Annotated in this window: 22 protein-coding genes and 1 riboswitch; of the genes, 13 read left to right on the top strand and 9 right to left on the bottom strand. The window is 51.3% G+C overall.

Going from position 1 to position 26,050, the window contains the following annotated elements; all coding sequences use genetic code 11:
- Positions 1–217: 217 nt before the first annotated feature.
- Positions 218–1,849, top strand: a complete 1,632-nt coding sequence (locus ACJHXA_RS11015; RefSeq protein ID WP_000956830.1) for a Na/Pi cotransporter family protein — start codon at positions 218–220, stop codon at positions 1,847–1,849.
- Positions 1,850–1,939: 90 nt separating this feature from the next.
- On the opposite strand, the gene pepE is transcribed toward ACJHXA_RS11015, so the two are convergent.
- The gene (gene pepE, locus ACJHXA_RS11010) at positions 1,940–2,629 is read right to left on the bottom strand and encodes a dipeptidase PepE (RefSeq protein WP_000421763.1); all 690 of its coding nucleotides are present in this window, start codon (positions 2,627–2,629) and stop codon (positions 1,940–1,942) included.
- Between the two features lie 211 nt (positions 2,630–2,840).
- Between pepE and rluF the strand changes: the two genes are divergently transcribed.
- Positions 2,841–3,713 (top strand): 23S rRNA pseudouridine(2604) synthase RluF, encoded by an 873-nt coding sequence (rluF, locus tag ACJHXA_RS11005; protein WP_000936370.1) that lies wholly within the window; start codon positions 2,841–2,843, stop codon positions 3,711–3,713.
- Here the strand turns inward: rluF and ACJHXA_RS11000 are convergent, their stop codons facing one another.
- Positions 3,714–3,986 carry a DUF3811 domain-containing protein gene (locus tag ACJHXA_RS11000; protein ID WP_001207638.1) on the bottom strand — a complete coding sequence of 91 codons (273 nt, stop codon included), beginning with the start codon at positions 3,984–3,986 and terminating at the stop codon, positions 3,714–3,716.
- Positions 3,987–4,515: 529 nt separating this feature from the next.
- Here ACJHXA_RS11000 and ACJHXA_RS10995 point away from each other — a divergent pair.
- Both ACJHXA_RS10995 and ACJHXA_RS10990 read left to right on the top strand, forming a co-directional pair.
- Entirely contained in the window at positions 4,516–5,643 is a 1,128-nt protein-coding gene (locus tag ACJHXA_RS10995; protein ID WP_000592033.1) for a slipin family protein, read from the top strand.
- Between the two features lie 5 nt (positions 5,644–5,648).
- On the top strand, positions 5,649–6,440 hold the full coding sequence (locus ACJHXA_RS10990) for a DNA polymerase beta superfamily protein (RefSeq protein ID WP_001130548.1): 792 nt from the start codon (positions 5,649–5,651) through the stop codon (positions 6,438–6,440).
- 35 nt (positions 6,441–6,475) lie between these two features.
- Here ACJHXA_RS10990 and ACJHXA_RS10985 read toward each other — a convergent pair whose 3' ends face one another.
- Complete coding sequence (locus tag ACJHXA_RS10985; RefSeq protein WP_000212693.1) at positions 6,476–7,402, bottom strand: zeta toxin family protein; 927 nt, start codon at positions 7,400–7,402, stop codon at positions 6,476–6,478.
- A 144-nt stretch (positions 7,403–7,546) separates the two neighbouring features.
- The gene (gene lysC, locus ACJHXA_RS10980; RefSeq protein ID WP_001290316.1) at positions 7,547–8,896 is read right to left on the bottom strand and encodes a lysine-sensitive aspartokinase 3; all 1,350 of its coding nucleotides are present in this window, start codon (positions 8,894–8,896) and stop codon (positions 7,547–7,549) included.
- Between the two features lie 91 nt (positions 8,897–8,987).
- Positions 8,988–9,184, bottom strand: a riboswitch (Lysine riboswitch).
- A gap of 236 nt (positions 9,185–9,420) precedes the next feature.
- Between lysC and pgi the strand changes: the two genes are divergently transcribed.
- From pgi to ACJHXA_RS10955, 5 genes are all read left to right on the top strand, one after another.
- Complete coding sequence (gene pgi / locus ACJHXA_RS10975; RefSeq protein WP_000790009.1) at positions 9,421–11,070, top strand: glucose-6-phosphate isomerase; 1,650 nt, start codon at positions 9,421–9,423, stop codon at positions 11,068–11,070.
- 354 nt (positions 11,071–11,424) lie between these two features.
- Positions 11,425–11,667: an exopolysaccharide production protein YjbE gene (gene yjbE / locus ACJHXA_RS10970; RefSeq protein WP_000757333.1), complete on the top strand. Its 243-nt coding sequence runs from the start codon at positions 11,425–11,427 to the stop codon at positions 11,665–11,667.
- A 113-nt stretch (positions 11,668–11,780) separates the two neighbouring features.
- Complete coding sequence (locus ACJHXA_RS10965; RefSeq protein ID WP_001296632.1) at positions 11,781–12,419, top strand: YjbF family lipoprotein; 639 nt, start codon at positions 11,781–11,783, stop codon at positions 12,417–12,419.
- A complete protein-coding gene (locus ACJHXA_RS10960) occupies positions 12,416–13,153 on the top strand; it encodes a capsule biosynthesis GfcC family protein (protein WP_000595535.1) in 738 nt (245 codons plus the stop codon). The genes ACJHXA_RS10965 and ACJHXA_RS10960 overlap by 4 nt, the downstream gene beginning before the upstream one ends.
- On the top strand, positions 13,153–15,249 hold the full coding sequence (locus tag ACJHXA_RS10955) for a YjbH domain-containing protein (protein WP_000745771.1): 2,097 nt from the start codon (positions 13,153–13,155) through the stop codon (positions 15,247–15,249). Before ACJHXA_RS10960 ends, ACJHXA_RS10955 begins: the two co-directional genes overlap by 1 nt.
- Positions 15,250–15,295: 46 nt before the next feature.
- Here ACJHXA_RS10955 and ACJHXA_RS10950 read toward each other — a convergent pair whose 3' ends face one another.
- Positions 15,296–15,574, bottom strand: coding sequence for a periplasmic protein (locus ACJHXA_RS10950; protein ID WP_001295279.1), 279 nt, complete (start codon positions 15,572–15,574; stop codon positions 15,296–15,298).
- Positions 15,575–15,788: 214 nt separating this feature from the next.
- Here ACJHXA_RS10950 and psiE point away from each other — a divergent pair, with 214 nt between their 5' ends.
- The gene (gene psiE / locus ACJHXA_RS10945) at positions 15,789–16,199 is read left to right on the top strand and encodes a phosphate-starvation-inducible protein PsiE (RefSeq protein WP_000202902.1); all 411 of its coding nucleotides are present in this window, start codon (positions 15,789–15,791) and stop codon (positions 16,197–16,199) included.
- A gap of 43 nt (positions 16,200–16,242) precedes the next feature.
- On the opposite strand, the gene xylE is transcribed toward psiE, so the two are convergent.
- From xylE to malE, 4 genes are all read right to left on the bottom strand, one after another.
- Positions 16,243–17,718: a D-xylose transporter XylE gene (gene xylE / locus ACJHXA_RS10940; protein ID WP_001097267.1), complete on the bottom strand. Its 1,476-nt coding sequence runs from the start codon at positions 17,716–17,718 to the stop codon at positions 16,243–16,245.
- Positions 17,719–18,089: 371 nt separating this feature from the next.
- The gene (gene malG / locus ACJHXA_RS10935; protein ID WP_001252058.1) at positions 18,090–18,980 is read right to left on the bottom strand and encodes a maltose ABC transporter permease MalG; all 891 of its coding nucleotides are present in this window, start codon (positions 18,978–18,980) and stop codon (positions 18,090–18,092) included.
- Positions 18,981–18,994: 14 nt separating this feature from the next.
- Positions 18,995–20,539 carry a maltose ABC transporter permease MalF gene (gene malF / locus ACJHXA_RS10930; RefSeq protein WP_001315948.1) on the bottom strand — a complete coding sequence of 515 codons (1,545 nt, stop codon included), beginning with the start codon at positions 20,537–20,539 and terminating at the stop codon, positions 18,995–18,997.
- Positions 20,540–20,692: 153 nt separating this feature from the next.
- Positions 20,693–21,883 carry a maltose/maltodextrin ABC transporter substrate-binding protein MalE gene (gene malE, locus ACJHXA_RS10925; RefSeq protein ID WP_000695387.1) on the bottom strand — a complete coding sequence of 397 codons (1,191 nt, stop codon included), beginning with the start codon at positions 21,881–21,883 and terminating at the stop codon, positions 20,693–20,695.
- A 364-nt stretch (positions 21,884–22,247) separates the two neighbouring features.
- Between malE and malK the strand changes: the two genes are divergently transcribed.
- From malK to malM, 3 genes are all read left to right on the top strand, one after another.
- Positions 22,248–23,363, top strand: a complete 1,116-nt coding sequence (malK, locus tag ACJHXA_RS10920) for a maltose/maltodextrin ABC transporter ATP-binding protein MalK (RefSeq protein ID WP_000179165.1) — start codon at positions 22,248–22,250, stop codon at positions 23,361–23,363.
- A 71-nt stretch (positions 23,364–23,434) separates the two neighbouring features.
- Complete coding sequence (lamB, locus tag ACJHXA_RS10915; RefSeq protein WP_000973658.1) at positions 23,435–24,775, top strand: maltoporin LamB; 1,341 nt, start codon at positions 23,435–23,437, stop codon at positions 24,773–24,775.
- 242 nt (positions 24,776–25,017) lie between these two features.
- Positions 25,018–25,938: a maltose operon protein MalM gene (malM, locus tag ACJHXA_RS10910; RefSeq protein WP_000783444.1), complete on the top strand. Its 921-nt coding sequence runs from the start codon at positions 25,018–25,020 to the stop codon at positions 25,936–25,938.
- Positions 25,939–26,050: the final 112 nt, after the last annotated feature.

Here is a 26,050-nt window from a genome sequence, read left to right as displayed (position 1 = left end):
CACAAATCTGTCACTTTTCCTTACAACAAACAGGGCGCTCAATGAGTGCCCTGTCTCTTTATTAATATGAAACACTTATACTGGAAACAGGCTGGAATAATCTTAGCCGGAAAAACGAATGTCAAAAGGCACAGTAAAGATGCCAGTCAGCGTGTTTCCGGTCCTTTGGTCATTCAATTGCTTCAGGCACATATAACGATAAGGAGAACCTGAACTCGTGTTAACGCTGCTTCACCTGCTTTCTGCCGTCGCCCTGCTGGTCTGGGGGACTCATATTGTTCGAACCGGCGTAATGCGCGTCTTCGGCGCGCGTTTGCGTACTGTCCTTAGCCGGAGCGTCGAAAAAAAGCCGCTCGCCTTTTGCGCGGGGATCGGCGTTACCGCACTGGTGCAGAGCAGTAATGCCACCACCATGCTGGTGACCTCGTTTGTCGCTCAGGATCTGGTAGCCCTCGCACCGGCTCTGGTCATTGTGCTGGGTGCAGATGTCGGGACGGCGCTAATGGCGCGTATTCTCACCTTCGACTTATCCTGGCTGTCACCGTTACTTATTTTTATCGGCGTGATTTTTTTCCTCGGACGCAAACAGTCACGCGCCGGGCAACTGGGCCGCGTCGGTATTGGTCTTGGGCTGATTTTGCTGGCGCTGGAGTTGATTGTGCAGGCCGTAACGCCGATCACCCAGGCAAACGGCGTTCAGGTGATCTTTGCCTCGCTGACCGGCGATATTCTGCTGGATGCGCTGATTGGCGCGATGTTCGCCATTATCAGCTACTCCAGCCTTGCTGCTGTACTGCTGACTGCGACTCTGACCGCCGCAGGCATTATCTCCTTCCCCGTGGCGCTCTGTCTGGTGATTGGTGCTAACCTCGGTTCCGGCCTGCTGGCGATGCTCAACAACAGTGCCGCCAATGCCGCAGCCCGCCGTGTCGCGCTGGGTAGTTTGCTGTTTAAGCTGGTGGGTAGCCTGATTATCCTGCCGTTTGTCCATTTGCTGGCAGAGACAATGGGGAAGTTGTCATTGCCAAAAGCGGAACTGGTGATCTATTTCCACGTCTTCTACAACCTTGTACGTTGCCTGGTCATGCTGCCATTTGTTGACCCGATGGCACGGTTTTGCAAAACGATTATTCGCGATGAACCGGAACTGGATACCCAGCTACGGCCCAAACATCTGGATGTCAGCGCGCTGGATACGCCCACGCTTGCTCTGGCGAACGCCGCGCGCGAAACCCTGCGCATTGGCGACGCCATGGAACAGATGATGGAAGGGCTAAATAAAGTGATGCACGGCGAGCCACGGCAGGAGAAAGAGCTGCGTAAGCTGGCAGATGATATCAACGTTCTCTACACCGCCATTAAGCTGTATCTGGCGCGGATGCCAAAAGAAGAGTTGGCGGAGGAAGAGTCGCGCCGCTGGGCGGAGATCATCGAAATGTCGCTCAACCTTGAACAGGCCTCCGATATCGTCGAGCGCATGGGCAGCGAAATTGCCGATAAATCGCTGGCAGCACGGCGGGCATTTTCGCTTGATGGCTTGAAGGAACTGGATGCGCTCTATGAGCAATTGCTCAGTAATTTAAAACTGGCAATGTCGGTGTTCTTCTCTGGCGATGTCACCAGCGCTCGTCGTTTGCGTCGCAGCAAACATCGTTTTCGCATTCTTAATCGCCGCTATTCCCACGCCCACGTCGATCGCCTGCATCAGCAAAACGTGCAGAGCATTGAAACCAGTTCGCTACATTTAGGCTTACTGGGAGATATGCAGCGCCTGAACTCGCTATTTTGTTCGGTGGCTTACAGTGTGCTGGAACAGCCGGATGAAGATGAAGGACGGGACGAGTATTAATATTGTGAATCCTGTAGGCCTGATAAGACGCGTCAAGCGTCGCATCAGGCACTATGAACAAGATGCCGGATCATGCATCCGGCAATTCACTTAAAAACGGTGACCAGCTTCTAGCGGCACCGCTTCTTCACCAGCCTTAAACACATAAGTGGTGTTCGGGCCACCCAGCGTAGCGTGACCTTTACTCACTGTGATCCAGTTACCTTCCGGTAGACCAATAATCGTCAGTTCTGGCGCGACGACCAGCAGTTCGCGAATACGCTGCTCACGGGTTTCACCTTTATGGCCTTCCGGCAGCGCGTTGGTGAAGTGCGGGTTGATTTGCAACGGGAACAGATTTAGCGCATCGAAACCTTGCGGATCGACAATCGGCATATCGTTGGTGGTACGAATGGTTGGGCAAGCAAGGTTAGCGCCTGCGCTCCAGCCAATATACAGAGCGCCACGTTTAACCACGTCAGTAATTGGTGCCAGCAGCCCGCGCTCGCGGCACTGTTTCAGCAACTGGAAAGTATTCCCGCCGCCGACAATCACGATCTCAGCATTTTCAATCGCGGCAACGGGATCGACAACGCTATGAATACCGGTGACAGAAACACCCAGCGGAGCGAGAACCGCAGCCGTTTTCGCTGTGTAATCATCCCAGGTCTGCGTTACGCCAGCGAAAGGGATAAACACCGCTGAGCGGCGACCCTGCAACTGTTCAGCAATTAGCGGCAGTGCATGTTCCAGCCAGGCTTTACCCGGCAGCGTCGAGTTACTCAATAAAAGCAGTTCCATTACTTCTCCGGTTAGTAAGAAATCACGGGAGGCATGCTACCACTGCGAATTTAACCACTTACTGACATGGCTCACGATGTCGCACATTGCTTCTGGAAAGTGATTTGAGCAGGTAACGAATTCAAGCCAATGGAAATAACAAATAGTTCGCTCATGACTATTTTTTATCAACCCAAAGGTACGGTATATTCCGTTTTTTACAGGAGAATTTATGCTGCCCGACTCATCAGTCCGTTTAAATAAATACATCAGCGAAAGCGGAATTTGCTCACGCCGCGAAGCGGATCGCTATATCGAGCAAGGCAATGTGTTCCTTAATGGCAAGCGAGCCACCATTGGCGATCAGGTGAAACCCGGCGACGTTGTGAAAGTAAACGGTCAGTTGATTGAGCCTCGGGAAGCCGAAGATTTGGTACTTATCGCCCTGAACAAGCCCGTCGGTATTGTCAGCACCACCGAAGATGGCGAGCGCGATAACATTGTCGATTTCGTTAACCACAGCAAACGCGTGTTCCCGATTGGCCGCCTGGATAAAGACTCCCAGGGGCTGATTTTCCTCACCAATCACGGCGATCTGGTGAATAAGATCCTCCGTGCGGGTAACGATCATGAGAAAGAGTATCTGGTGACGGTCGATAAACCGATTACCGATGAATTTATTCGTGGTATGGGGGCGGGGGTGCCGATCCTCGGGACGGTGACGAAAAAGTGCAAAGTCAAAAAAGAAGCGCCGTTTGTCTTCCGCATTACCCTGGTGCAGGGGCTGAACCGTCAGATCCGGCGCATGTGCGAGCATTTCGGCTATGAAGTGAAAAAGCTGGAACGTACGCGCATTATGAACGTCAGCTTAAGCGGCATTCCGCTGGGTGAGTGGCGCGATTTAACTGATGATGAGTTAATCGACCTCTTTAAGCTCATCGAAAATTCCTCTTCCGAGGCAAAACCTAAAGTGAAGGCCAAACCGAAAACAGCGGGCATCAAACGTCCAGTCGTTAAGATGGAAAAAACGGCGGAAAAAGGCGGTCGCCCGGCGTCCAACGGTAAGCGTTTTACCTCTCCGGGGCGTAAAAAGAAGGGGCGCTAATCAGCGCCTGCCGCGCGTCGACGTATTTGCTGACCAGCTAAATGACGCTTCAGGATCCGGTTTATAAGCCTGCTTTTTCTTCAACTGGCGGGCTTTTTTCGCTTCAGCCTCACGCTCGACCATTAATTTATCGATGTACTCTTTCTTAATGCTGTTGGTTTCGGAGTTGGTCAGTACGCGACCATGCGCAATCCGCGCCCGATCCAGCAGTGTTTTAAGTTCACGCTGCTCGCGTTCAGTCATCTCTTTTTGGGTAATACGGGGGAGTGCCATGATGGTGCCCTCAGTGAGCCAGAGAGTTCAGTGTACGGGAATTCGTTTGCGAGCTGAACTGATAATATTCCTTTGTTCTCTTCTTAAATATTTATCTTTCTTGATAATTGACGATAAATACAGATACAAATTTAGCGAAAAGTTTTCCCTCTACAAACAAAAATAATTTATTAAATCTTTATTTTTCATTTGGTTAATAATTTTTTCTCAATTCTGGCACGCTTCTCGCAATATCTCGTACGCGTTGAAACTGAATTACAAAGGGGGTCAAACCCCGTCGGCACACCAGGAACGGCCAGGCTGTTTTCCGGGCGTGTTCCGTCAGCCTTTGACGCCAATTATGGGTTCGATTCCCACATTCATTCCTGAAATGAATACTGGTTTTAACTTATTAAATAAAAAGTGAGGGATTGCGCAGTCAGCGATCCCCGATAACGTCGCCGATAAAGATGCCGGGTAACAGGCAAAAGGGAATTCCTCTGTCGCTTCGTGTCTGCTTCCGCGACGGCTGTTAAGCAAGGAATAGATAATGATTAAAAAAATAAGCGTAAGAAAAGATCAGCTGGCATTACTCTCCAGAAACGGCGATTACTACAAAGTGCTACATGCAGGCGAGCATCTTTTACCCTGGTTAAATACGCCAGAAGTCTTGCTGATTACGCTCGATGGCAGCGAAGTTCCCGACGTGCTGGCGGATTATTTGCGCCGCTTTCAGCCTGATTGGGTGGAGAAATATTGCCTGGTGGCAGACTTGTCGGAGATTGAAGCCGGGGCGTTGTATATGGACGGTATTTTGCAGGAGATCCTGCCGCCATCAACGCGCCGTTTGTACTGGCGTGTAGAGGATGATTTGACACTGGTGCGGATGAATACGCAGCAAGTCCAGGTACAAACGGAGGTGATGAATGCGGTATTGCAACCACGGCGCAAAGGGGCAGTTAAAGGCCGCGATGCAATACTAACGGTGCAGGTTCCGGCCTGGCATGTAGGCGTGCTGAAAATCGATGGTGAAACGCAGGCGCTGTTACCGCCGGGGCTGACCGCATACTGGAAAATTAACCATCTGGTTGACGCTGAAGTGGTTGACACCCGCTTGCAGGTACTGGAAGTCAGCGGGCAAGAAATCTTAACGAAAGATAAGGTCAATCTGCGGATTAACCTCGCCGCTAACTGGCGCTACAGCGACGTGTTGCTGGCATTTAGTCAGTTAACGAAGCCGATTGATCATTTGTATCGGGAATTGCAATTTGCCCTGCGTGAAGCGGTAGGTACGCGTACGTTGGATGAATTGCTGGAAGATAAACAGGTCATTGATGACGTTGTCAGCGAACAGGTGAAATCGCGCATGTTGCCATTTGGTATGGAGATTGCCTCGTTAGGGGTGAAAGATATCGTCCTGCCTGGCGATATGAAAAATATCCTTGCGCAGCTGGTTGAGGCGGAGAAATCCGCGCAGGCCAATGTGATTCGCCGACGTGAAGAAACGGCAGCGACGCGTTCGTTACTCAATACCGCTAAAGTCATGGAAAACAACCCGGTAGCGTTACGCTTAAAAGAACTGGAAACGCTGGAGAGAGTGGCTGAACGGATCGATAACATCTCTGTATTTGGCGGTCTGGATCAGGTTCTGCATGGGTTGGTTAATATCAAAGGGTGAGTAACATGCCATTAAATGGAGTCAGTGCTGCGATGCGAGAAAGGGTATCGCAGCAGTTAAGAGAAATTGAACGGCGGTATGATGTGAAAGTACTGTACGCCTGTGAATCAGGGAGCCGCGGCTGGGGATTTGCCTCGCCCGACAGCGACTACGATGTACGGTTTTTGTATGTTCACCCGCTGGAATGGTATCTGCGAGTAGAGGCGCCGCGCGATGTTATTGAGTTGCCTATTGACGACGAGTTAGATGTTTCAGGCTGGGAGTGGCGCAAGGCGCTGGGATTATTGAAAGGTGCGAATCCGACGCTGATAGAATGGCTGGATTCTCCTGTGGTCTATCAACAAGATGAAGAAACGATAACGGCGCTTAAGGCAATGGTGCCGAAGTGGTTTTCTCCGCTGCGTGCGCGTTGGCATTATTATTCGATGGCGCGGAAAAACTTTCGCGGTTATTTACAAGGCGACGAAGTGCGGCTGAAAAAATACTTTTACGTGCTGCGTCCGCTGCTGGCCGTGCGTTGGGTTGAAGCGGGAAAAGGCGTACCGCCAATGCGCTTTGCTGAGCTACTGGCGGGAAGCGAACTTGATGCGCCGTTACGTGCAGAAATAGACGAATTACTGGAACGTAAACAGCGCGCAGGAGAAGCGGAATATGGTCCGCGCCGTCCATTGTTACATGCGTTTATTCGTGCGGAACTGGCGCGTGGGGAAATTCCACCGCTGTTACCGGATAGCAGAGAAGGGGACGTTAAGGAACTGGATAGCTTAATGTACCAGACGGTAATGCGCCGGGCGTGATGCCCGGCGTTATTTCACGCCATCAGCTCTTATTATTATTGTGTATTCCCGCTGATTTCATTCTGTATAAGTGTTGCAATATCGTCATTCGTTGCCGCTTGTGAACTAAATATCATCTTCTCACGCGAATACACCGCAAACTTATCTGACAGGTTCGAAGCAAACACCTTGCGGGCATTTTCTGCCAGCAAACCGGTGACGATATCATGGTGGTTTTTATCCACTTTTCGGGCAATATTTCCCGCCTCTTTGTCCTTACTATACCGTTCATTGGTGCTTTCCCAGCTTAATGCCGCTGAGGTTGTTTTTATCATGACTTCTGTTTGGTAGCCTGCATCTTTGAGTTTTTTTAATGTTTGTAACGGCGTCGCGGCATTACGAAATGTTCCTTCGACAACAATGTTGAGTTTACTGACTATCGCTCTCTCAATTGCACGTTCGACCGTTTCGCCGGAAAATTTCGCTGTATGGGTAACAAAATCATCCCCATAATTTTGGTAGATATAATTAAAATCAGGGTGTAGAAATCGAAAATCATCACCGTTAATAATCATTATATTATCTTTTGTCTCTCTTTTGGCTAATTCAATCAGAGATGATTTACCTGCTCCGGGTTGCCCACCTAAAACAAAACCAATGGGATGCTGTTGCGGTGTGACTTCATGATTTGTCAGACGCTGCCAAATAGAATCAAAAGATGCTTTATTTTCTGAATGCGTAGTATTGTTGAATTCATGCTGATATTGAGTTCTTACCTGCTGAAGGAGAATCTTACCTTGTGTAAAATCAACAAGTTCAGCGGGGGTAGAATAAAGATAATCGCGATAGCTGACTAATCGCTTGAGAGCATCGCCTGAATCCTGATGCGACGAAACTGAGCAATTATCAATGATATTTGATAAAAACGCGATGCACTGACTGGCTCCGTTTAAAAGTGCATCTTTTTCCATTAAAGTAGCCATTAACACTCCTGTTAAATGATATTTTTCGGTGATTATAATACTGTTCTACAGGAGTGATTTTGCTTTTCAGATATTATTTAATCTATGTTTTCAGTGAGGATGGCGTATAACAATCGGTGAGCGTTATACGCCAGTAGGGAAATATTACTCAAACAAATTAAAATGCAGCTTCTGCACCACCTGCTCGGCATCTTCGCCGGGCACCAGGAAGCACAGGTTATGGCTGGATGCGCCGTAACAAATCATGCGAATGTTGAACGGTTCCAGTACGCCGAATACCTCTTTGCCAACGCCGCAGGCTTTTGACAGGTCATTGCCAATCAACGCGACCAGCGCCAGACCTTCTTCTACTTCCACCCGGCACAGTGCGGAAAGCTCCATCAGCAGAGATTGCGTCAGCAACGTATCGCCAGTGGAGGTTGAACCGGTGGTATCAAGGGTTAATGCCACGCTCACTTCTGACGTGGTGATTAAGTCTACCGAAATATTATGCCGCGCGAGGATGCCGAAAACTTCCGCGAGGAAGCCGCGAGAATGCAGCATATTCAGGCTGTGCAAAGTGAGCAGAGTCTGATTGCGACGAAGCGCCAGCGCGCGGAACAGCGGCGGATTTTCAGTTTTATTGCACACCAGCGTACCACCTGCGCGTGGGTCTTTGCTGGAGCCGACAAAGACCGGGATATCGCTGCGTACTGCGGGTAGCAACGTTGCCGGATGCAGTACTTTTGCACCAAAAGTTGCCATCTCTGCCGCTTCGGCAAACGCGATTTCATCAATGCGTTTTGCTGCGGAAACTACGCGTGGATCGGTGGTGTAGATGCCCGGGACGTCGGTCCAGATATCAACACGAGATGCGTGTAAAGCCTCCGCCAGCAAGGCTGCCGTATAATCGCTGCCTCCACGGCCAAGCGTCGTTGTACGACCTTTATTTTCGCTACCGATAAATCCCTGGGTGATCACTAAGCCGTCATTGAGGCGTGGGAGCAGCTGCAGCGCGGCCAGTTCCGCCAGCGCGGCTACATCTGGCTCTGCACGACCAAATCGGTCGTTGGTACGCATCACTTTACGTACATCAAACCACTGTGCCTGAACATCGCGTTCGCGCAGGATTTCGACAAACAGCAGGGTCGACATCAGCTCGCCGTGGCTGACCAGCTCATCTGTCAGCGCCGGAGACGTTGCCAGCGCCGCCGCTTCTGCCAGAACAGTAATGTTCTCCAGCAGACGTTCAATCTCTTCACGGATAACGTTCGGGTAACGCAGACGTTCCAGAATGGCAAACTGGATGTTGCGAATAGCGTCGAGTTTTTCGAATCGCTCGCCAGGTTCCAGCCCTTCCGCTAAAGCGACCAGCAGATTAGTGATACCAGCAGAAGCCGAGAGGACTACTAAACGCACGTTGGCATCAGAAAGCACAATATCAGCGCTGCGGTTCATGGCGTCAAAATCAGCTACGCTGGTACCGCCAAATTTGGAGACAACAATTTCAGACATAACTACCTCGTGTCAGGGGATCCATTTTCAGCCTTGGCACAAGGGAAGAGCGGAAGACGGGTGGGCGCAGAGCGATACTTCGCTACTATTTTCACCCAGAAGTGCTCCACCACTTGCGAAACGCCCGACTGCGAACGCTTCTGGTGACAACCCAGGGGATTCAGCCCCTGTAGCCGATGATGAACGTGGCCAGCCGTTCAATCACCTCGGCGATGCACCCCCTCAGGTGTTATCACAGGACTGGCTCCTCCAACACCGTTACTTGGGCAACGCGCCTCTTCTGGCCTGCGCTAGCGCAGGTAGTACATTTATAAATAAAGGGTGAGCGGGGCGGTTGTCAACGACGGGGTCATGCGGATTTTTCATCCACTCCTGGCGGTCAGTAGTTCAGCTAATAAATGCTTCACTGCGCTAAGGGTTTACACTCAACATTACGCTAACGGCACTAAAACCATCACATTTTTCTGTGACTGGCGCTACAATCTTCCAAAGTCACAATTCTCAAAATCAGAAGAGTATTGCTAATGAAAAACATCAATCCAACGCAGACCGCTGCCTGGCAGGCACTACAGAAACACTTCGATGAAATGAAAGACGTTACGATCGCCGATCTTTTTGCTAAAGACGGCGATCGTTTTTCTAAGTTCTCCGCAACCTTCGGCGATCAGATGCTGGTGGATTACTCCAAAAACCGCATCACTGAAGAGACGCTGGCGAAATTACAAGATCTGGCGAAAGAGTGCGATCTGGCGGGCGCGATTAAGTCGATGTTCTCTGGCGAGAAGATCAACCGCACTGAAAACCGCGCTGTGCTGCACGTAGCGCTGCGTAACCGTAGCAATACCCCGATTTTGGTTGATGGCAAAGACGTAATGCCGGAAGTCAACGCGGTGCTGGAGAAGATGAAAACCTTCTCGGAAGCGATTATCTCCGGTGAGTGGAAGGGTTATACCGGCAAAGCAATCACTGACGTAGTGAACATCGGGATCGGCGGTTCTGACCTCGGCCCGTACATGGTGACCGAAGCACTGCGTCCGTACAAAAATCACCTGAACATGCACTTTGTTTCTAACGTCGATGGGACTCACATCGCGGAAGTGCTGAAAAAAGTAAACCCGGAAACCACGCTGTTCCTGGTAGCATCTAAAACCTTCACCACTCAGGAAACCATGACCAACGCCCATAGCGCGCGTGACTGGTTCCTGAAAGCGGCAGGTGATGAAAAACACGTTGCGAAACACTTTGCGGCGCTCTCAACCAATGCCAAAGCCGTTGGCGAGTTTGGTATTGATACTGCCAACATGTTCGAGTTCTGGGACTGGGTCGGCGGCCGTTACTCTTTGTGGTCAGCGATTGGCCTGTCGATTGTTCTCTCCATCGGCTTTGATAACTTCGTTGAACTGCTTTCTGGCGCACACGCGATGGACAAGCATTTCTCCACCACGCCTGCCGAGAAAAACCTGCCTGTACTGCTGGCGCTGATTGGCATCTGGTACAACAATTTCTTTGGTGCGGAAACTGAGGCGATTCTGCCGTATGACCAGTATATGCACCGTTTCGCGGCGTACTTCCAGCAGGGCAATATGGAGTCCAACGGTAAGTATGTTGACCGTAACGGTAACGTTGTGGATTACCAGACTGGCCCGATTATCTGGGGTGAACCAGGCACTAACGGTCAGCACGCGTTCTACCAGCTGATCCACCAGGGAACCAAAATGGTACCGTGCGATTTCATCGCTCCGGCTATCACCCATAACCCGCTCTCTGATCATCACCAGAAACTGCTGTCTAACTTCTTCGCCCAGACCGAAGCGCTGGCGTTTGGTAAATCCCGCGAAGTGGTTGAGCAGGAATATCGCGATCAGGGTAAAGATCCGGCAACGCTTGACTACGTGGTGCCGTTCAAAGTGTTCGAAGGTAACCGCCCGACCAACTCCATCCTGCTGCGTGAAATCACTCCGTTCAGCCTGGGTGCGTTGATTGCGCTGTATGAGCACAAAATCTTTACTCAGGGCGTGATCCTGAACATCTTCACCTTCGACCAGTGGGGCGTGGAGCTGGGTAAACAACTGGCAAACCGTATTCTGCCAGAGCTGAAAGATGATAAAGAAATCAGCAGCCACGATAGCTCGACCAATGGTCTGATTAACCGCTATAAAGCGTGGCGCGGTTAATTTAAAAACCTTAATAACAATGCCGACGTTATGTCGGCATTGTTTTATCAGATAAATCCCCTTGTCTGTGATTTAACGGAAATCATACCGTGAGGTTAATCCTAAAATAGATTTTTAATCGTGATTGATTTCGGAAAATACTCAGATTAATTACTTTTACTTTTATTTTAACATTATGATTTTTAATGTTATTTATATATAAGTTGTAGCTTATATTTGATATTCATTCCAATTATCCTAAAACCCCATCTCTAATTCCCCGCGCCGTAATTCGCATGCTTTAGTTGTGTATACTCGATCCCGCCCGAAATGTTTTTGGGTAAATCTCCATTCATTCAATGAAGGGAAATTGTTATGAAAAAAGTTCTGTATGGCATTTTTGCCATATCTGCGCTTGCGGCGACTTCTGCGTGGGCTGCACCTGTACAGGTGGGCGAAGCGGCAGGGTCGGCAGCAACGTCGGTTTCGGCGGGGAGTTCCTCCGCGACCAGCGTCAGCACCGTAAGCTCGGCGGTGGGTGTCGCGCTCGCGGCAACCGGTGGCGGTGATGGTTCTAATACCGGGACCACCACAACCACGACCACCAGTACCCAGTAATAAAGTATGTATCCCCAAAATAATTTGAGTCATTGCATCTGTGGCTTGAAGTATGAAGGGATTTACCATAACCACACTCCGGTGTGGTTATTCTGCCCCTCTGGAGAAGAGTCGTGAAGCGACCTGCACTCATTCTTATCTGCCTGCTATTACAGGCCTGTTCAGCCACGACTAAAGAGCTGGGCAATTCACTGTGGGACAGTCTGTTCGGCACGCCAGGCGTACAGCTGACGGACGATGATATTCAAAATATGCCCTACGCCAGCCAGTACATGCAGCTTAATGGCGGGCCGCAATTGTTTGTGGTGCTGGCCTTCGCTGAAGACGGACAACAAAAATGGGTCACTCAGGATCAAGCCACTCTTGTCACACAACATGGTCGTCTGGTGAAGACTTTGCTTGGCGGCGACAACCTGATTGAAGTGAATAACCTTGCCGCCGACCCGCTGATTAAACCCGCACAAATTGTTGATGGTGCAACATGGACGCGCACGATGGGCTGGACCGAGTACCAGCAGGTACGCTACGCCACCGCACGCTCAGTCTTCAAATGGGATGGCACCGATACCGTCAAGGTCGGCAGCGATGAAACCCCGGTTCGCGTGCTGGACGAAGAAGTCTCCACCGACCAGGCGCGCTGGCATAACCGCTACTGGATCGACAGCGAAGGGCAAATTCGCCAGTCGGAACAGTATCTCGGCGCGGATTATTTCCCGGTGAAAACCACTCTCATCAAGGCGGCAAAACAATGATTAAACAAACTATTGTCGCATTGATTTTGAGTGTGGGGGCGTCATCGGTCTTCGCGGCGGGAACCGTCAAGGTATTCAGCAATGGCAGCAGTGAGGCCAAAACGCTGACGGGCGCAGAGTATTTAATCGATCTGGTAGGCCAGCCGCGGCTGGCAAACAGTTGGTGGCCTGGTGCGGTGATTAGCGAAGAGCTGGCAACGGCGGCAGCATTGCGGCAGCAGCAGGCGTTGCTGACACGGCTGGCAGAACTGGCTGCAGATTCCAGCGCCGACGATGCCGCCGCGATTAACGCCTTACGCCAGCAAATTCAGGCGTTGAAAGTGACGGGCAGGCAAAAAATCAATCTTGATCCTGATATCGTCCGCGTTGCCGAACGCGGTAACCCACCGTTGCAGGGCAACTACACGCTGTGGGTCGGGCCACCACCGTCCACGGTCACGCTGTTCGGGCTTATCAGCCGTCCTGGCAAGCAGCCATTCACTCCAGGTCGCGACGTGGCGAGCTATCTCTCCGGGCAGAACCTGCTTAGCGGTGCGGATCGCAGCTACGCGTGGGTGGTTTACCCGGACGGACGCACGCAAAAAGCGCCGGTGGCTTACTGGAACAAGCGTCACGTAGAGCCGATGCCCGGCAGCATTATTTATGTTGGCCTCGCGGACTCCGTCTGGAGTGAGACGCCTGATGCCCTTAACGCCGACATTCTTCAGACTCTGACGCAGCGGATACCCCAATAATGAAAAAAAGACATCTGCTTAGCTTACTGGCGCTGGGCATTAGCACAGCTTGCTACGGCGAAACATATCCTGCGCCCATTGGTCCGTCGCAGTCGGATTTCGGTGGCGTAGGATTATTACAAACTCCCACCGCGCGTATGGCACGGGAAGGGGAGTTGAGTCTGAACTATCGCGATAACGATCAGTACCGTTATTACTCAGCTTCAGTGCAACTCTTCCCGTGGCTGGAAACAACGCTGCGCTACACCGACGTGCGCACCCGGCAGTACAGCAGCGTCGAAGCGTTCTCTGGCGATCAAACGTATAAAGATAAAGCCTTCGATCTCAAACTGCGTTTGTGGGAAGAGAGTTACTGGCTGCCGCAAGTGGCGGTTGGTGCGCGGGATATCGGCGGTACGGGGCTGTTTGATGCGGAATATCTTGTTGCCAGCAAAGCCTGGGGGCCGTTCGATTTTACGCTCGGCCTGGGCTGGGGATATCTGGGCACCAGCGGTAATGTGAAAAATCCGCTCTGTTCAGCCAGTGATAAATATTGCTATCGCGATAACAGCTACAAACAGGCGGGATCTATCGACGGTAGCCAGATGTTCCACGGTCCTGCCTCACTGTTTGGCGGCGTGGAATACCAGACGCCCTGGCAACCGCTGCGCCTGAAACTGGAGTATGAAGGCAATAATTATCAGCAGGATTTTGCCGGGAAGCTGGAGCAAAAAAGTAAGTTTAACGTCGGTGCGATTTATCGCGTTACCGATTGGGCCGACGTTAACCTTAGCTATGAACGTGGCAACACCTTTATGTTTGGCGTCACGCTGCGCACCAACTTTAACGATCTGCGCCCGTCTTACAACGATAACGCCCGCCCGCAATATCAACCGCAGCCTCAGGATGCCATTTTGCAGCATTCGGTGGTGGCGAATCAGTTAACGCTGTTGAAATACAATGCCGGACTTGCCGATCCGCAGATCCAGGCGAAAGGCGATACGCTGTATGTCACCGGCGAGCAGGTGAAATATCGTGATTCGCGCGAAGGGATCATCCGTGCTAATCGGATCGTGATGAACGATCTGCCGGATGGGATCAAAACGATCCGCATTACGGAAAATCGTCTTAACATGCCGCAGGTGACGACGGAAACCGATGTCGCCAGCCTGAAAAATCATCTCGCCGGAGAGCCGTTGGGCCACGAAACGAAGCTGGCGCAAAAACGCGTCGAGCCAGTGGTTCCGCAGTCCACCGAGCAGGGCTGGTATATCGACAAATCACGCTTTGATTTCCACATCGATCCGGTGCTGAACCAGTCGGTCGGTGGCCCGGAAAACTTTTACATGTATCAGCTGGGCGTGATGGGAACGGCAGATTTGTGGCTGACGGACCATCTGCTGACCACCGGCAGCCTGTTTGCAAATCTTGCCAACAACTACGACAAGTTTAACTACACCAATCCGCCGCAGGACTCGCACTTACCGCGCGTTCGTACCCATGTGCGCGAGTATGTGCAGAACGATGTCTATGTGAATAACCTGCAAGCCAACTACTTCCAGCATCTGGGCAACGGCTTCTACGGTCAGGTCTATGGAGGTTATCTCGAAACCATGTTTGGCGGTGCGGGGGCCGAAGTGTTGTATCGTCCGCTGGACAGTAACTGGGCGTTTGGTCTGGATGCCAACTACGTTAAACAGCGCGACTGGCGTAGTGCAAAAGATATGATGAAATTCACCGACTACAGCGTGAAAACCGGACATCTGACCGCCTACTGGACGCCATCTTTCGCCCAGGACGTGTTGGTGAAAGCCAGCGTCGGGCAGTATCTGGCAGGGGATAAAGGCGGCACGCTGGAGATCGCCAAACGCTTTGATAGCGGCGTGGTGGTTGGCGGCTATGCCACGATCACCAACGTTTCGAAAGAGGAGTACGGCGAAGGGGACTTCACCAAAGGCGTGTATGTCTCGGTACCGTTGGATCTCTTCTCGTCTGGCCCGACACGCAGCCGTGCGGCGATTGGCTGGACGCCGCTGACGCGTGACGGTGGTCAGCAACTTGGGCGTAAGTTCCAGTTGTATGATATGACCAGCGACCGTAGCGTAAATTTCCGCTAAGTCATGGGAAAGGTGCCAGTTTTCGCACTCACTGGCACCCTCATTCTTAATGACCTGTTGAGCCATCAGGAACGCAGTTCACCCCCGGTTTACGATCTGGTGTGTAAAGGCGAAAACATTCTGTCTTCCTGTCCGTCGATATCGGTTGCAGGTCTGGTTGCCTGAGCGACTGGGCCATCATTGGGCTGGAGACATTGCTTTGCGGTAGGTCGGCTTTATCAGCAGTACCGAGCGGACCAGCATAAGCAGGAAGAACAGAGACTGATAACATCAAAGCAGCAAAATAAGGCTTCATTTTTACCACCTTTATCAGGTTACGTTTCATTTGTTCCAGAGGAACATTGTCGATTTTTCGCGCATTGCTGGTGGCTGGGAATCACCTGAATGGGTGATTTTTTGGGGCTGTGTGTTTTGCCAGATGCGACGTTGATGGGAGATGCCCACTTAATCAAGCTGAACAAAACATACACAAAAAATATAGATCTCCGTCACATTTTTGCGTTATACAGGAAGCTCGCCACTGTGAAGGAGGTACTGCTATGACGTCACTCTCTCGTCCGCGCGTGGAGTTTATCTCCACCATTTTGCAGACCGTACTCAATCTTGGCCTGTTGTGCCTCGGCCTGATTTTGGTTGTCTTCCTCGGCAAAGAAACGGTGCATCTGGCAGATGTGCTGTTCGCGCCAGAACAAACCAGCAAATATGAGCTGGTAGAAGGACTGGTGGTTTACTTTCTCTATTTCGAATTTATCGCGCTGATTGTGAAATACTTTCAGTCCGGTTTTCACTTCCCGCTACGTTACTTTGTCTATATTGGGATCACCGCCATTGTGCGCTTGATCATCGTCGATCATAAATCGCCACTGGATGTGTTGATCTACTCGGCTGCGATCCTGTTACTGGTGATCACTCTGTGGCTGTGTAATTCGAAACGGCTGAAGCGGGAGTAAAAAGACAGCACGCCGAACTGGCGCGGCGTGCTGGACAGGAAGATTACAGCGTAGCAGTTTGTTGTGTTTTCTTCGTTTCCGGTTCCCAGAGGGCTTCCAGCTCCTCAAGGGTTTTACCTTTGGTTTCCGGGACAAATTTCCACATAAATAGTGCTGCCAGAACGCCCATACACCCGTAAATCCAGTAGGAGAAACCGTTGTGGAAATGGGCCACCAGCCAGGAGTTTTTGTCCATCATCGGGAAGGTCCAGGAGACGAAGTAGTTCGCCAGCCACTGGGCCGCCACCGCGATTGCCAGCGCTTTACCACGAATAGCATTCGGGAAGATTTCCGACAGCAGTACCCAGCATACCGGACCCCAGGACATGGCAAAGGCGGCAACATAGAACAGCATCGACAGTAGCGCCACAATACCCGATGCCTGAGTGTAAAACGCGGTACCGAGGCTAAACATACCGATTGCCATTCCGAGTGCGCCGATAATTTGCAGTGGCTTACGACCAAATTTATCCACCGTCATAATTGCCAGTACGGTAAAGGTGAGGTTGATAACTCCGACAATAATGGTCTGCAACAGCGCGATATCCGTGCTGGCCCCCAGCGTTTTGAACACTTCCGGCGCGTAGTACAGCACCACATTGATGCCGACAAATTGCTGGAAGATGGAGAGCATAACGCCGATTACAATCACGCCCACGCCAAACATCAGCAGACGACCACCGGTTTTGCGGCCATGATCCAGGGAGTGTTTAATTTCCTGTACTGCCTGAGTTGCAAGCGTGTTGCCCATAATTTTGCGCAGGATACTTTCCGCCTGTTCTTGCTTGCCGCGTGACATCAGCCAGCGAGGACTTTCTGGCACGGTATACAGCAGCATTAAGAACAGCAGTGCAGGGATACATTCCGAGGCAAACATATAACGCCAGCCGTCAGTATTCAGCCAGCTGGCATCACCGGAACGGGCAATAAAATAGTTTACGCAGTAAACTAAAAGTTGCCCGAAAATAATCGCAAACTGGTTAAATGAAACCAGTTTTCCGCGAATATGAGCTGGAGCCAGTTCCGCAATATACATTGGTGAAAGCATTGAGGCTAAACCAACGCCAATACCGCCAATAATACGATAAATAACAAATTCCGGGACATAACCTGCCAGATAAATAGGGACTGTGTTGTCCGGGTTTATAGAGGTAAAACCAAGTTCTGGCCAGGCAGAACCTACACCAGAAATAAAAAACAGGACAGCAGCAATCTTAAGTGAATCACGACGGCCGAAGCGGTTACTGCAATAACCACCGAGGGCACCGCCGATGATGCAACCAATCAGAGCACTGGCTACGCAAAATCCTAACAGGGAGTTGGCAGCGGATTCACTTAAGTTTTGTGGAGCAACAAAGACGGTATTGAGTGACTCAACAGTACCGGAAATAACGGCGGTGTCGTAGCCAAATAATAAACCACCTAATGTAGCGACTAAGGTAATCGAAAATATATAACTGGAATTATACTGGGTATTCATTCAGACCTGCCTTAGACCATTCTGATCTTTTATCAGTGCATTGATGTTGGAATTGTCAGGCAGTTAAGGCAATTATCATTTTTTACAATGCGTTTACGTAATGTCTTTTCTGTGATCTTAATTGTGATAATTATCAAAAATTGATGAAAACAATACTATTGCCGTGACTCAGAGCACGAAAGAGAATTATCGTAAGTGGGAAAACAAATAACGTAAAAATAATAAGCTCTATGATGGGAATATTAACCGGCGAACGATTCAGATTGCAGACGAAAGAAAAAAAGGCGCTCCGTGGAGCGCCGAATAACAGTCACAAGTTGGGATAACGTAAGTTGAGGGTGCAGCGGCATAACATTGGCAGAACAACATCTTTAACCTTTCACACCACCTGCCGTCAGGCCGTTGACCAGCCAGCGTTGAGCCAGCAAGAAGACGATGGTGATCGGTAATGCAGACATCACGGCAGCGGCGGCAAAGTCACCCCACAGGTAGTTTTGCGGGTTGAGGTATTGCTGCATCCCCACGGCCAGGGTGTAGCTGTTTACGTCACGCAGTAACAGCGACGCGACCGGAACTTCAGTAATGGCAGCGATAAACGACAGGATGAATACCACCGCCAGAATCGGTACTGACAGCGGCAACAGGACAAGGCGGAAGGCCTGCCACGGTGTCGCACCATCCAGCGCAGCCGCTTCTTCCAGCGAACTGTCGATGGTTTCGAAATAGCCTTTGATGGTCCAGACATGCAGCGCAATCCCACCCAGATACGCGAAAATTACGCCGCCGTGAGTATTCAGGCCAATGAATGGAATGTACTCACCCAGACGATCAAACAACGCATACAACGCGACCAGTGAAAGTACTGCCGGGAACATCTGGAAAATCAGCATTCCTTTCAGCAGCGTCGCTTTGCCTGGAAAGCGCATACGGGCGAAAGCGTAGGCGCAGGTGGTGGAGAGCGCCACAATGCCAATCGCGGAAATCCCGGCGACCTTTACCGAGTTCCACAGCCACAGCAGTACCGGGAATGGCGGTGGCGTAATGCGACCATCAGCCTGTTCAACGCTAAAACCTAACGCCAGTTTCCAGTGATCCCAGGAGATTTGCTCCGGGATCAGGCTACCGGTCGCGAAGTTTCCCTGACGCAGCGAGATAGCGACGACCATCAGCAGCGGGAACATAATCGCCGCGATAAAAAGTAGCAGTAGCAGGTGAGTAATAAACAAACGTGCTTTTTGCGATTTCGGTTGGACCATTGCCATTTTTGTTATCTCCCTTAATCAAACTTCATTCGCGTGGCTTTCAGGTTCACTATCGCCAGCGCACCCACCAGCAGGAAGATCAGCGTGGCAATTGCTGCAGCCAGACCGAAGTCCTGACCCCCGCCGCCTTCAAAAGCGATACGGTAGGTGTAGTTAACAAGCAGGTCGGTATAACCGGCTGGCGTGGTCGTGCCAAGACGATCCGGGCCGCCGTTGGTTAACAGCTGAATCAGCACGAAGTTGTTAAAGTTAAAGGCGAAGCTGGCGATCATCAGCGGCGTCAGCGGTTTAATCAGCAGCGGCAGCGTAATCTTAAAGAAGTTCTGGAACGGACCTGCGCCATCCATTGCTGAGGCTTCATACAAATCGTCCGGAATCGCTTTCAGCAAGCCCATGCAGAGGATCATCATGTACGGATAACCCAGCCAGGTATTGACGATAATCAGCATCGTTCGGGCAGTGGTCGGATCGCTGAACCAGGCGGGCTTCACGCCAAACAGCGCGCTCAACATCATGTTGATTTCACCGAAGCTCTGGTTAAACAACCCTTTGAAAATCAAGATTGAAATGAATGATGGCACCGCGTAGGGCAGAATCAGCAGGACGCGATATACCGCTTTGCCACGCAACGCTTCCCACTGCACCAGACACGCCAGAACCATGCCGACCGCCACCGTTAAAAAGACGGTGATCAGTGAAAACACCACGGTCCAGACGAAAATGGCGAGGAACGGTTTCTGAATGCCTTCGTCGGTAAAGACGCGGGTAAAGTTTTTCCAGCCGGTGGTCACGGTGTAACCGGGGCTTAGCTTTTCATCCCCCCAGTTGCCGTCGGCGGTAATGGACTGGTAAAAGCCAATTTGGTTATTCGGACGATATTTCACGCCACTCTGATTATTCGTCAACGTGCCGTTACCGTCGAGTGTGTAGAGCGGCTGCGTGCCAGAAAACTGGCGCAGGGAGCTCATCATCACTTTGTTGCCATCCGGCAGAATGGCGGTAATGTCACTCAGCGCCTGACGATTCTGGGTAATCACGCGCAGATTCGCGCGTTCGCCTTCGGGCTGGGCGGTCGTTTCTTTCAGTTGCAGTTTTTGCTCGCCGCCAAATTTAAACGCGTCGGAGAGGTAATTTTTGCCGGTTTCGCCGTCGCTGAGCGCCAGTTGCCACTCATCGCCCGCCGGGTAAAGACCAAAGTTATAGGTTTTGCCTGCTTGCCAGGAGCGATCTAACAACACTTCCTGCGCACGTTCAAAAGTCAGCTGGTTAGTGCTGCTGTAGTTGGTGAAGGCAATGGCGATGGTGCAGACCAGAGGGAAGAGGACGAATAATCCCATTCCAGCCATTCCCGGGTAAACATAGCGCCAGGCGTAGGCTTTACGATTGGCGAAAATATACAGCCCCGCTGAACTCAATATCAGCGTGGTAATGGCGAACAGGTATTCCCCTTGTGCGTACATTAAAACAACAAGGTAACCCACCAGCAGGCCGAGCAGACCTAGCACTGACCATTTCAGCGCGTCGCTTTGCCACCAATGTTTCTTTTTAATGACATCCATGGGGTTCTTCCTCATTCCAGGACGGATAAGGCTTTCACGCCTTATCCGACAACAACTGCCTGATGCGACACTGATGCGTCTTATCAGGCCTACATGCGTTTCAGTTTTGTAGGCCGGACAAGGCGTTCACGCCGCATCCGGCATTTCACAGCATTACTTGGTGATACGAGTCTGCGCGTCTTTCAGGGCTTCATCGACAGTCTGACGACCACTGGCGGCGTTGATCACCGCAGTACGCACGGCATACCAGAAAGCGGACATCTGCGGGATGTTCGGCATGATTTCACCTTTCTGGGCGTTTTCCATGGTGGCGGCAATACGTGGATCTTTCGCCAACTCTTCCTCGTAAGACTTCAGCGCTACGGCACCCAGCGGTTTGTCTTTATTAACCGCTTCCAGACCTTCGTCAGTCAGCAGATAGTTTTCGAGGAACTCTTTCGCCAGCTCTTTGTTCGGACTGGCGGCGTTAATACCGGCGCTCAGCACGCCAACGAACGGTTTAGATGGTTGACCCTTGAAGGTCGGCAGTACCGTTACACCATAATTCACTTTGCTGGTGTCGATGTTGGACCATGCCCACGGGCCGTTGATGGTCATCGCTGTTTCGCCTTTATTAAAGGCAGCTTCTGCGATGGAGTAATCGGTGTCTGCATTCATGTGTTTGTTTTTAATCAGGTCAACCAGGAAGGTCAGACCCGCTTTCGCGCCAGCGTTATCCACGCCCACGTCTTTAATGTCGTACTTGCCGTTTTCATACTTGAACGCATAACCCCCGTCAGCAGCAATCAGCGGCCAGGTGAAGTACGGTTCTTGCAGGTTGAACATCAGCGCGCTCTTACCTTTCGCTTTCAGTTCTTTATCCAGCGCCGGGATCTCTTCCCAGGTTTTTGGCGGGTTCGGCAGCAGATCTTTGTTATAAATCAGCGATAACGCTTCAACAGCGATCGGGTAAGCAATCAGCTTGCCGTTGTAACGTACGGCATCCCAGGTAAACGGATACAGCTTGTCCTGGAACGCTTTGTCCGGGGTGATTTCAGCCAACAGGCCAGATTGAGCGTAGCCACCAAAACGGTCGTGCGCCCAGAAGATAATGTCAGGGCCATCGCCAGTTGCCGCAACCTGAGGGAATTTCTCTTCCAGTTTATCCGGATGCTCAACGGTGACTTTAATTCCGGTATCTTTCTCGAATTTCTTACCGACTTCAGCGAGACCGTTATAGCCTTTATCGCCGTTAATCCAGATTACCAGTTTACCTTCTTCGATTTTGGCGAGAGCCGAGGCGGAAAACATCATCGTCGTTAATGCGGATAATGCGAGGATGCGTGCACCTGTTTTTATTTTCATAATCTATGGTCCTTGTTGGTGAAGTGCTCGTGAAAACACCTAAACGGACTCTAGTTTCTTTATACGGCAACCTCTTTCCATCCTCCTTGCCCCTACGCCCCACCGTTGCTTTGTGTGATCTCTGTTACAGAATTGGCGGTAATGTGGAGATGCGCACATAAAATCGCCACGATTTTTGCAAGCAACATCACGAAATTCCTTACATGACCTCGGTTTAGTTCACAGAAGCCGTGTTCTCATCCTCCCGCCTCCTCCCCCATAAAAAAGCCAGGGGGTGGAGGATTTAAGCCATCTCCTGATGACGCATAGTCAGCCCATCATGAATGTTGCTGTCGATGACAGGTTGTTACAAAGGGAGAAGGGCATGGCGAGCGTACAGCTGCAAAATGTAACGAAAGCCTGGGGCGAGGTCGTGGTATCGAAAGATATCAATCTCGATATCCATGAAGGCGAATTCGTGGTGTTTGTCGGACCGTCTGGCTGCGGTAAATCGACTTTACTGCGCATGATTGCCGGGCTTGAGACGATCACCAGCGGCGACCTGTTCATCGGTGAGAAACGGATGAATGACACTCCGCCAGCAGAACGCGGCGTTGGTATGGTGTTTCAGTCTTACGCGCTCTATCCCCACCTGTCAGTAGCAGAAAATATGTCATTTGGCCTGAAACTGGCAGGCGCAAAAAAAGAGGTGATTAACCAACGCGTTAACCAGGTGGCGGAAGTGCTGCAACTGGCGCATTTGCTGGATCGCAAACCGAAAGCGCTCTCTGGCGGTCAGCGTCAGCGTGTGGCGATTGGCCGTACGCTGGTGGCCGAGCCAAGCGTATTTTTGCTCGATGAACCGCTCTCCAACCTCGATGCTGCACTGCGTGTGCAAATGCGTATCGAAATCTCCCGTCTGCATAAACGCCTGGGCCGCACAATGATTTACGTCACCCACGATCAGGTCGAAGCGATGACGCTGGCCGACAAAATCGTGGTGCTGGACGCCGGTCGCGTGGCGCAGGTTGGGAAACCGCTGGAGCTGTACCACTATCCGGCAGACCGTTTTGTCGCCGGATTTATCGGTTCGCCAAAGATGAACTTCCTGCCGGTAAAAGTGACCGCCACCGCAATCGATCAAGTGCAGGTGGAGCTGCCGATGCCAAATCGTCAGCAAGTCTGGCTGCCAGTTGAAAGCCGTGATGTCCAGGTTGGAGCCAATATGTCGCTGGGTATTCGCCCGGAACATCTACTGCCGAGTGATATCGCTGACGTCATCCTTGAGGGTGAAGTTCAGGTCGTCGAGCAACTCGGCAACGAAACCCAAATCCATATCCAGATCCCTTCCATTCGTCAAAACCTGGTGTACCGCCAGAACGACGTGGTGTTGGTAGAAGAAGGTGCCACATTCGCTATCGGCCTGCCGCCAGAGCGTTGCCATCTGTTCCGTGAGGATGGCACTGCATGTCGTCGACTGCATAAGGAGCCGGGCGTTTAAGCACCCCACAAAACACACAAAGCCTGTCACAGGTGATGTGAAAAAAGAAAAGCAATGACTCAGGAGATAGAATGATGATTACTCTGCGCAAACTTCCTCTGGCGGTTGCCGTCGCAGCGGGCGTAATGTCTGCTCAGGCAATGGCTGTTGATTTCCACGGCTATGCACGTTCCGGTATTGGCTGGACAGGTAGCGGCGGTGAACAACAGTGTTTCCAGACTACCGGTGCTCAAAGTAAATACCGTCTTGGCAACGAATGTGAAACTTATGCTGAATTAAAATTGGGTCAGGAAGTGTGGAAAGAGGGCGATAAGAGCTTCTATTTCGACACTAACGTGGCCTATTCCGTCGCGCAACAGAATGACTGGGAAGCTACCGATCCGGCCTTCCGTGAAGCAAACGTGCAGGGTAAAAACCTGATCGAATGGCTGCCAGGTTCCACCATCTGGGCAGGTAAGCGCTTCTACCAACGTCATGACGTTCATATGATCGACTTCTACTACTGGGATATTTCTGGTCCTGGTGCCGGTCTGGAAAACATCGATGTTGGCTTCGGTAAACTCTCTCTGGCAGCAACCCGCTCCTCTGAAGCTGGTGGTTCTTCCTCTTTTGCCAGCAACAATATTTATGACTATACCAACGAAACCGCGAACGACGTTTTCGATGTGCGTTTAGCGCAGATGGAAATCAACCCGGGCGGCACATTAGAACTGGGTGTCGACTACGGTCGTGCCAACCTGCGTGATAACTATCGTCTGGTTGATGGCGCATCGAAAGACGGCTGGTTATTCACTGCTGAACATACTCAGAGTGTCCTGAAGGGCTTTAACAAGTTTGTTGTTCAGTACGCTACTGACTCGATGACCTCGCAGGGTAAAGGTCTGTCGCAGGGTTCTGGCGTCGCGTTTGATAACGAAAAATTTGCCTACAATATCAACAACAACGGTCACATGCTGCGTATCCTCGACCACGGTGCGATCTCCATGGGCGACAACTGGGACATGATGTACGTGGGTATGTACCAGGATATCAACTGGGATAACGACAACGGCACCAAGTGGTGGACCGTTGGTATTCGCCCGATGTACAAGTGGACGCCAATCATGAGCACCGTGATGGAAATCGGCTACGACAACGTCGAATCCCAGCGCACCGGCGACAAGAACAATCAGTACAAAATTACCCTCGCACAACAATGGCAGGCTGGCGACAGCATCTGGTCACGCCCGGCTATTCGTGTCTTCGCAACCTACGCCAAGTGGGATGAGAAATGGGGTTATGACTACAACGGCGATAGCAAGGTTAACCCGAACTACGGCAAAGCCGTTCCTGCTGATTTCAACGGCGGCAGCTTCGGTCGTGGCGACAGCGACGAGTGGACCTTCGGTGCCCAGATGGAAATCTGGTGGTAATAGCAAAACCTGGGCCGGATAAGGCGTTTACGCCGCATTCGACAACCAACGCCTGATGCGACGCTTGCGCGTCTTATCAGGCCTACAACGGCTGTCAAATGTAGGCCGGATAAGGCGTTTACGCCGCATCCGGCATAAAAACAGGTTGTCATTATCTGAAAGGGGCGAAAGCCCCTCTGATTATCGGGTTTAGCGCGCTATTGCCTGGCTACCGCTGAGCTCCAGATTTTGAGGTGAAAACAATGAAAATGAATAAAAGTCTCATCGCCCTCTGTTTATCAGCAGGGTTACTGGCAAGCGCGCCTGGAATCAGCCTTGCCGATGTTAACTACGTACCGCAAAACACCAGCGACGCGCCAGCCATTCCATCTGCCGCGCTGCAACAACTCACCTGGACACCGGTCGATCAATCTAAAACCCAGACCACCCAACTGGCGACCGGCGGCCAACAACTGAACGTTCCCGGCATCAGTGGTCCGGTTGCTGCGTACAGCGTCCCGGCAAACATTGGCGAACTGACCCTGACGCTGACCAGCGAAGTGAACAAACAAACCAGCGTTTTTGCGCCGAACGTGCTGATTCTTGATCAGAACATGACCCCATCAGCCTTCTTCCCCAGCAGTTATTTCACCTACCAGGAACCAGGCGTGATGAGTGCAGATCGGCTGGAAGGCGTTATGCGCCTGACACCGGCGTTGGGGCAGCAAAAACTTTATGTTCTGGTCTTTACCACGGAAAAAGATCTCCAGCAGACGACCCAACTGCTCGACCCGGCTAAAGCCTATGCCAAGGGCGTCGGTAACTCGATCCCGGATATCCCCGATCCGGTTGCTCGTCATACCACCGATGGCTTACTGAAACTGAAAGTGAAAACGAACTCCAGCTCCAGCGTGTTGGTAGGACCTTTATTTGGTTCTTCCGCTCCAGCTCCGGTTACGGTAGGTAACACGGCGGCACCAGCTGTGGCTGCACCCGCTCCGGCACCGGTGAAGAAAAGCGAGCCGATGCTCAACGACACGGAAAGTTATTTTAATACCGCGATCAAAAACGCTGTCGCGAAAGGTGATGTTGATAAGGCGTTAAAACTGCTTGATGAAGCTGAACGCCTGGGATCGACATCTGCCCGTTCCACCTTTATCAGCAGTGTAAAAGGCAAGGGGTAATTACGCCCCACAGTGCTGATTTTGCAACAACTGGTGCGTCTCCTGGCGCACCTTTTTTTATGCTTCCTTCCTGGGATATGAGCGATTTTTTATAGTAACTCACTTCTTCTTC

It is taken from the genome of Escherichia sp. WS33 (genome assembly GCF_046486385.1).
In the GTDB taxonomy this organism is placed as follows: domain Bacteria; phylum Pseudomonadota; class Gammaproteobacteria; order Enterobacterales; family Enterobacteriaceae; genus ECMA0423.
The sequence above is the reverse complement of the archived record's forward strand: the minus strand, read 5'-3'. Positions and strand labels throughout refer to the sequence as shown.

Coding starts and splice junctions, on each gene's coding strand:
- malM (WP_000783444.1), top strand. CDS start 25,018: ATGAAAATGAATAAAAGTCTCATCGCCCTCTGTTTATCAGCAGGGTTA.
- xylE (WP_001097267.1), bottom strand. CDS start 17,718: ATGAATACCCAGTATAATTCCAGTTATATATTTTCGATTACCTTAGTC.
- ACJHXA_RS11000 (WP_001207638.1), bottom strand. CDS start 3,986: ATGGCACTCCCCCGTATTACCCAAAAAGAGATGACTGAACGCGAGCAG.
- lysC (WP_001290316.1), bottom strand. CDS start 8,896: ATGTCTGAAATTGTTGTCTCCAAATTTGGCGGTACCAGCGTAGCTGAT.
- malG (WP_001252058.1), bottom strand. CDS start 18,980: ATGGCAATGGTCCAACCGAAATCGCAAAAAGCACGTTTGTTTATTACT.
- pgi (WP_000790009.1), top strand. CDS start 9,421: ATGAAAAACATCAATCCAACGCAGACCGCTGCCTGGCAGGCACTACAG.
- ACJHXA_RS10990 (WP_001130548.1), top strand. CDS start 5,649: ATGCCATTAAATGGAGTCAGTGCTGCGATGCGAGAAAGGGTATCGCAG.
- malK (WP_000179165.1), top strand. CDS start 22,248: ATGGCGAGCGTACAGCTGCAAAATGTAACGAAAGCCTGGGGCGAGGTC.
- ACJHXA_RS10950 (WP_001295279.1), bottom strand. CDS start 15,574: ATGAAACGTAACCTGATAAAGGTGGTAAAAATGAAGCCTTATTTTGCT.
- psiE (WP_000202902.1), top strand. CDS start 15,789: ATGACGTCACTCTCTCGTCCGCGCGTGGAGTTTATCTCCACCATTTTG.
- pepE (WP_000421763.1), bottom strand. CDS start 2,629: ATGGAACTGCTTTTATTGAGTAACTCGACGCTGCCGGGTAAAGCCTGG.
- rluF (WP_000936370.1), top strand. CDS start 2,841: ATGCTGCCCGACTCATCAGTCCGTTTAAATAAATACATCAGCGAAAGC.
- ACJHXA_RS10985 (WP_000212693.1), bottom strand. CDS start 7,402: ATGGCTACTTTAATGGAAAAAGATGCACTTTTAAACGGAGCCAGTCAG.
- ACJHXA_RS10995 (WP_000592033.1), top strand. CDS start 4,516: ATGATTAAAAAAATAAGCGTAAGAAAAGATCAGCTGGCATTACTCTCC.
- ACJHXA_RS10960 (WP_000595535.1), top strand. CDS start 12,416: ATGATTAAACAAACTATTGTCGCATTGATTTTGAGTGTGGGGGCGTCA.
- yjbE (WP_000757333.1), top strand. CDS start 11,425: ATGAAAAAAGTTCTGTATGGCATTTTTGCCATATCTGCGCTTGCGGCG.
- malF (WP_001315948.1), bottom strand. CDS start 20,539: ATGGATGTCATTAAAAAGAAACATTGGTGGCAAAGCGACGCGCTGAAA.
- lamB (WP_000973658.1), top strand. CDS start 23,435: ATGATGATTACTCTGCGCAAACTTCCTCTGGCGGTTGCCGTCGCAGCG.
- malE (WP_000695387.1), bottom strand. CDS start 21,883: ATGAAAATAAAAACAGGTGCACGCATCCTCGCATTATCCGCATTAACG.
- ACJHXA_RS10955 (WP_000745771.1), top strand. CDS start 13,153: ATGAAAAAAAGACATCTGCTTAGCTTACTGGCGCTGGGCATTAGCACA.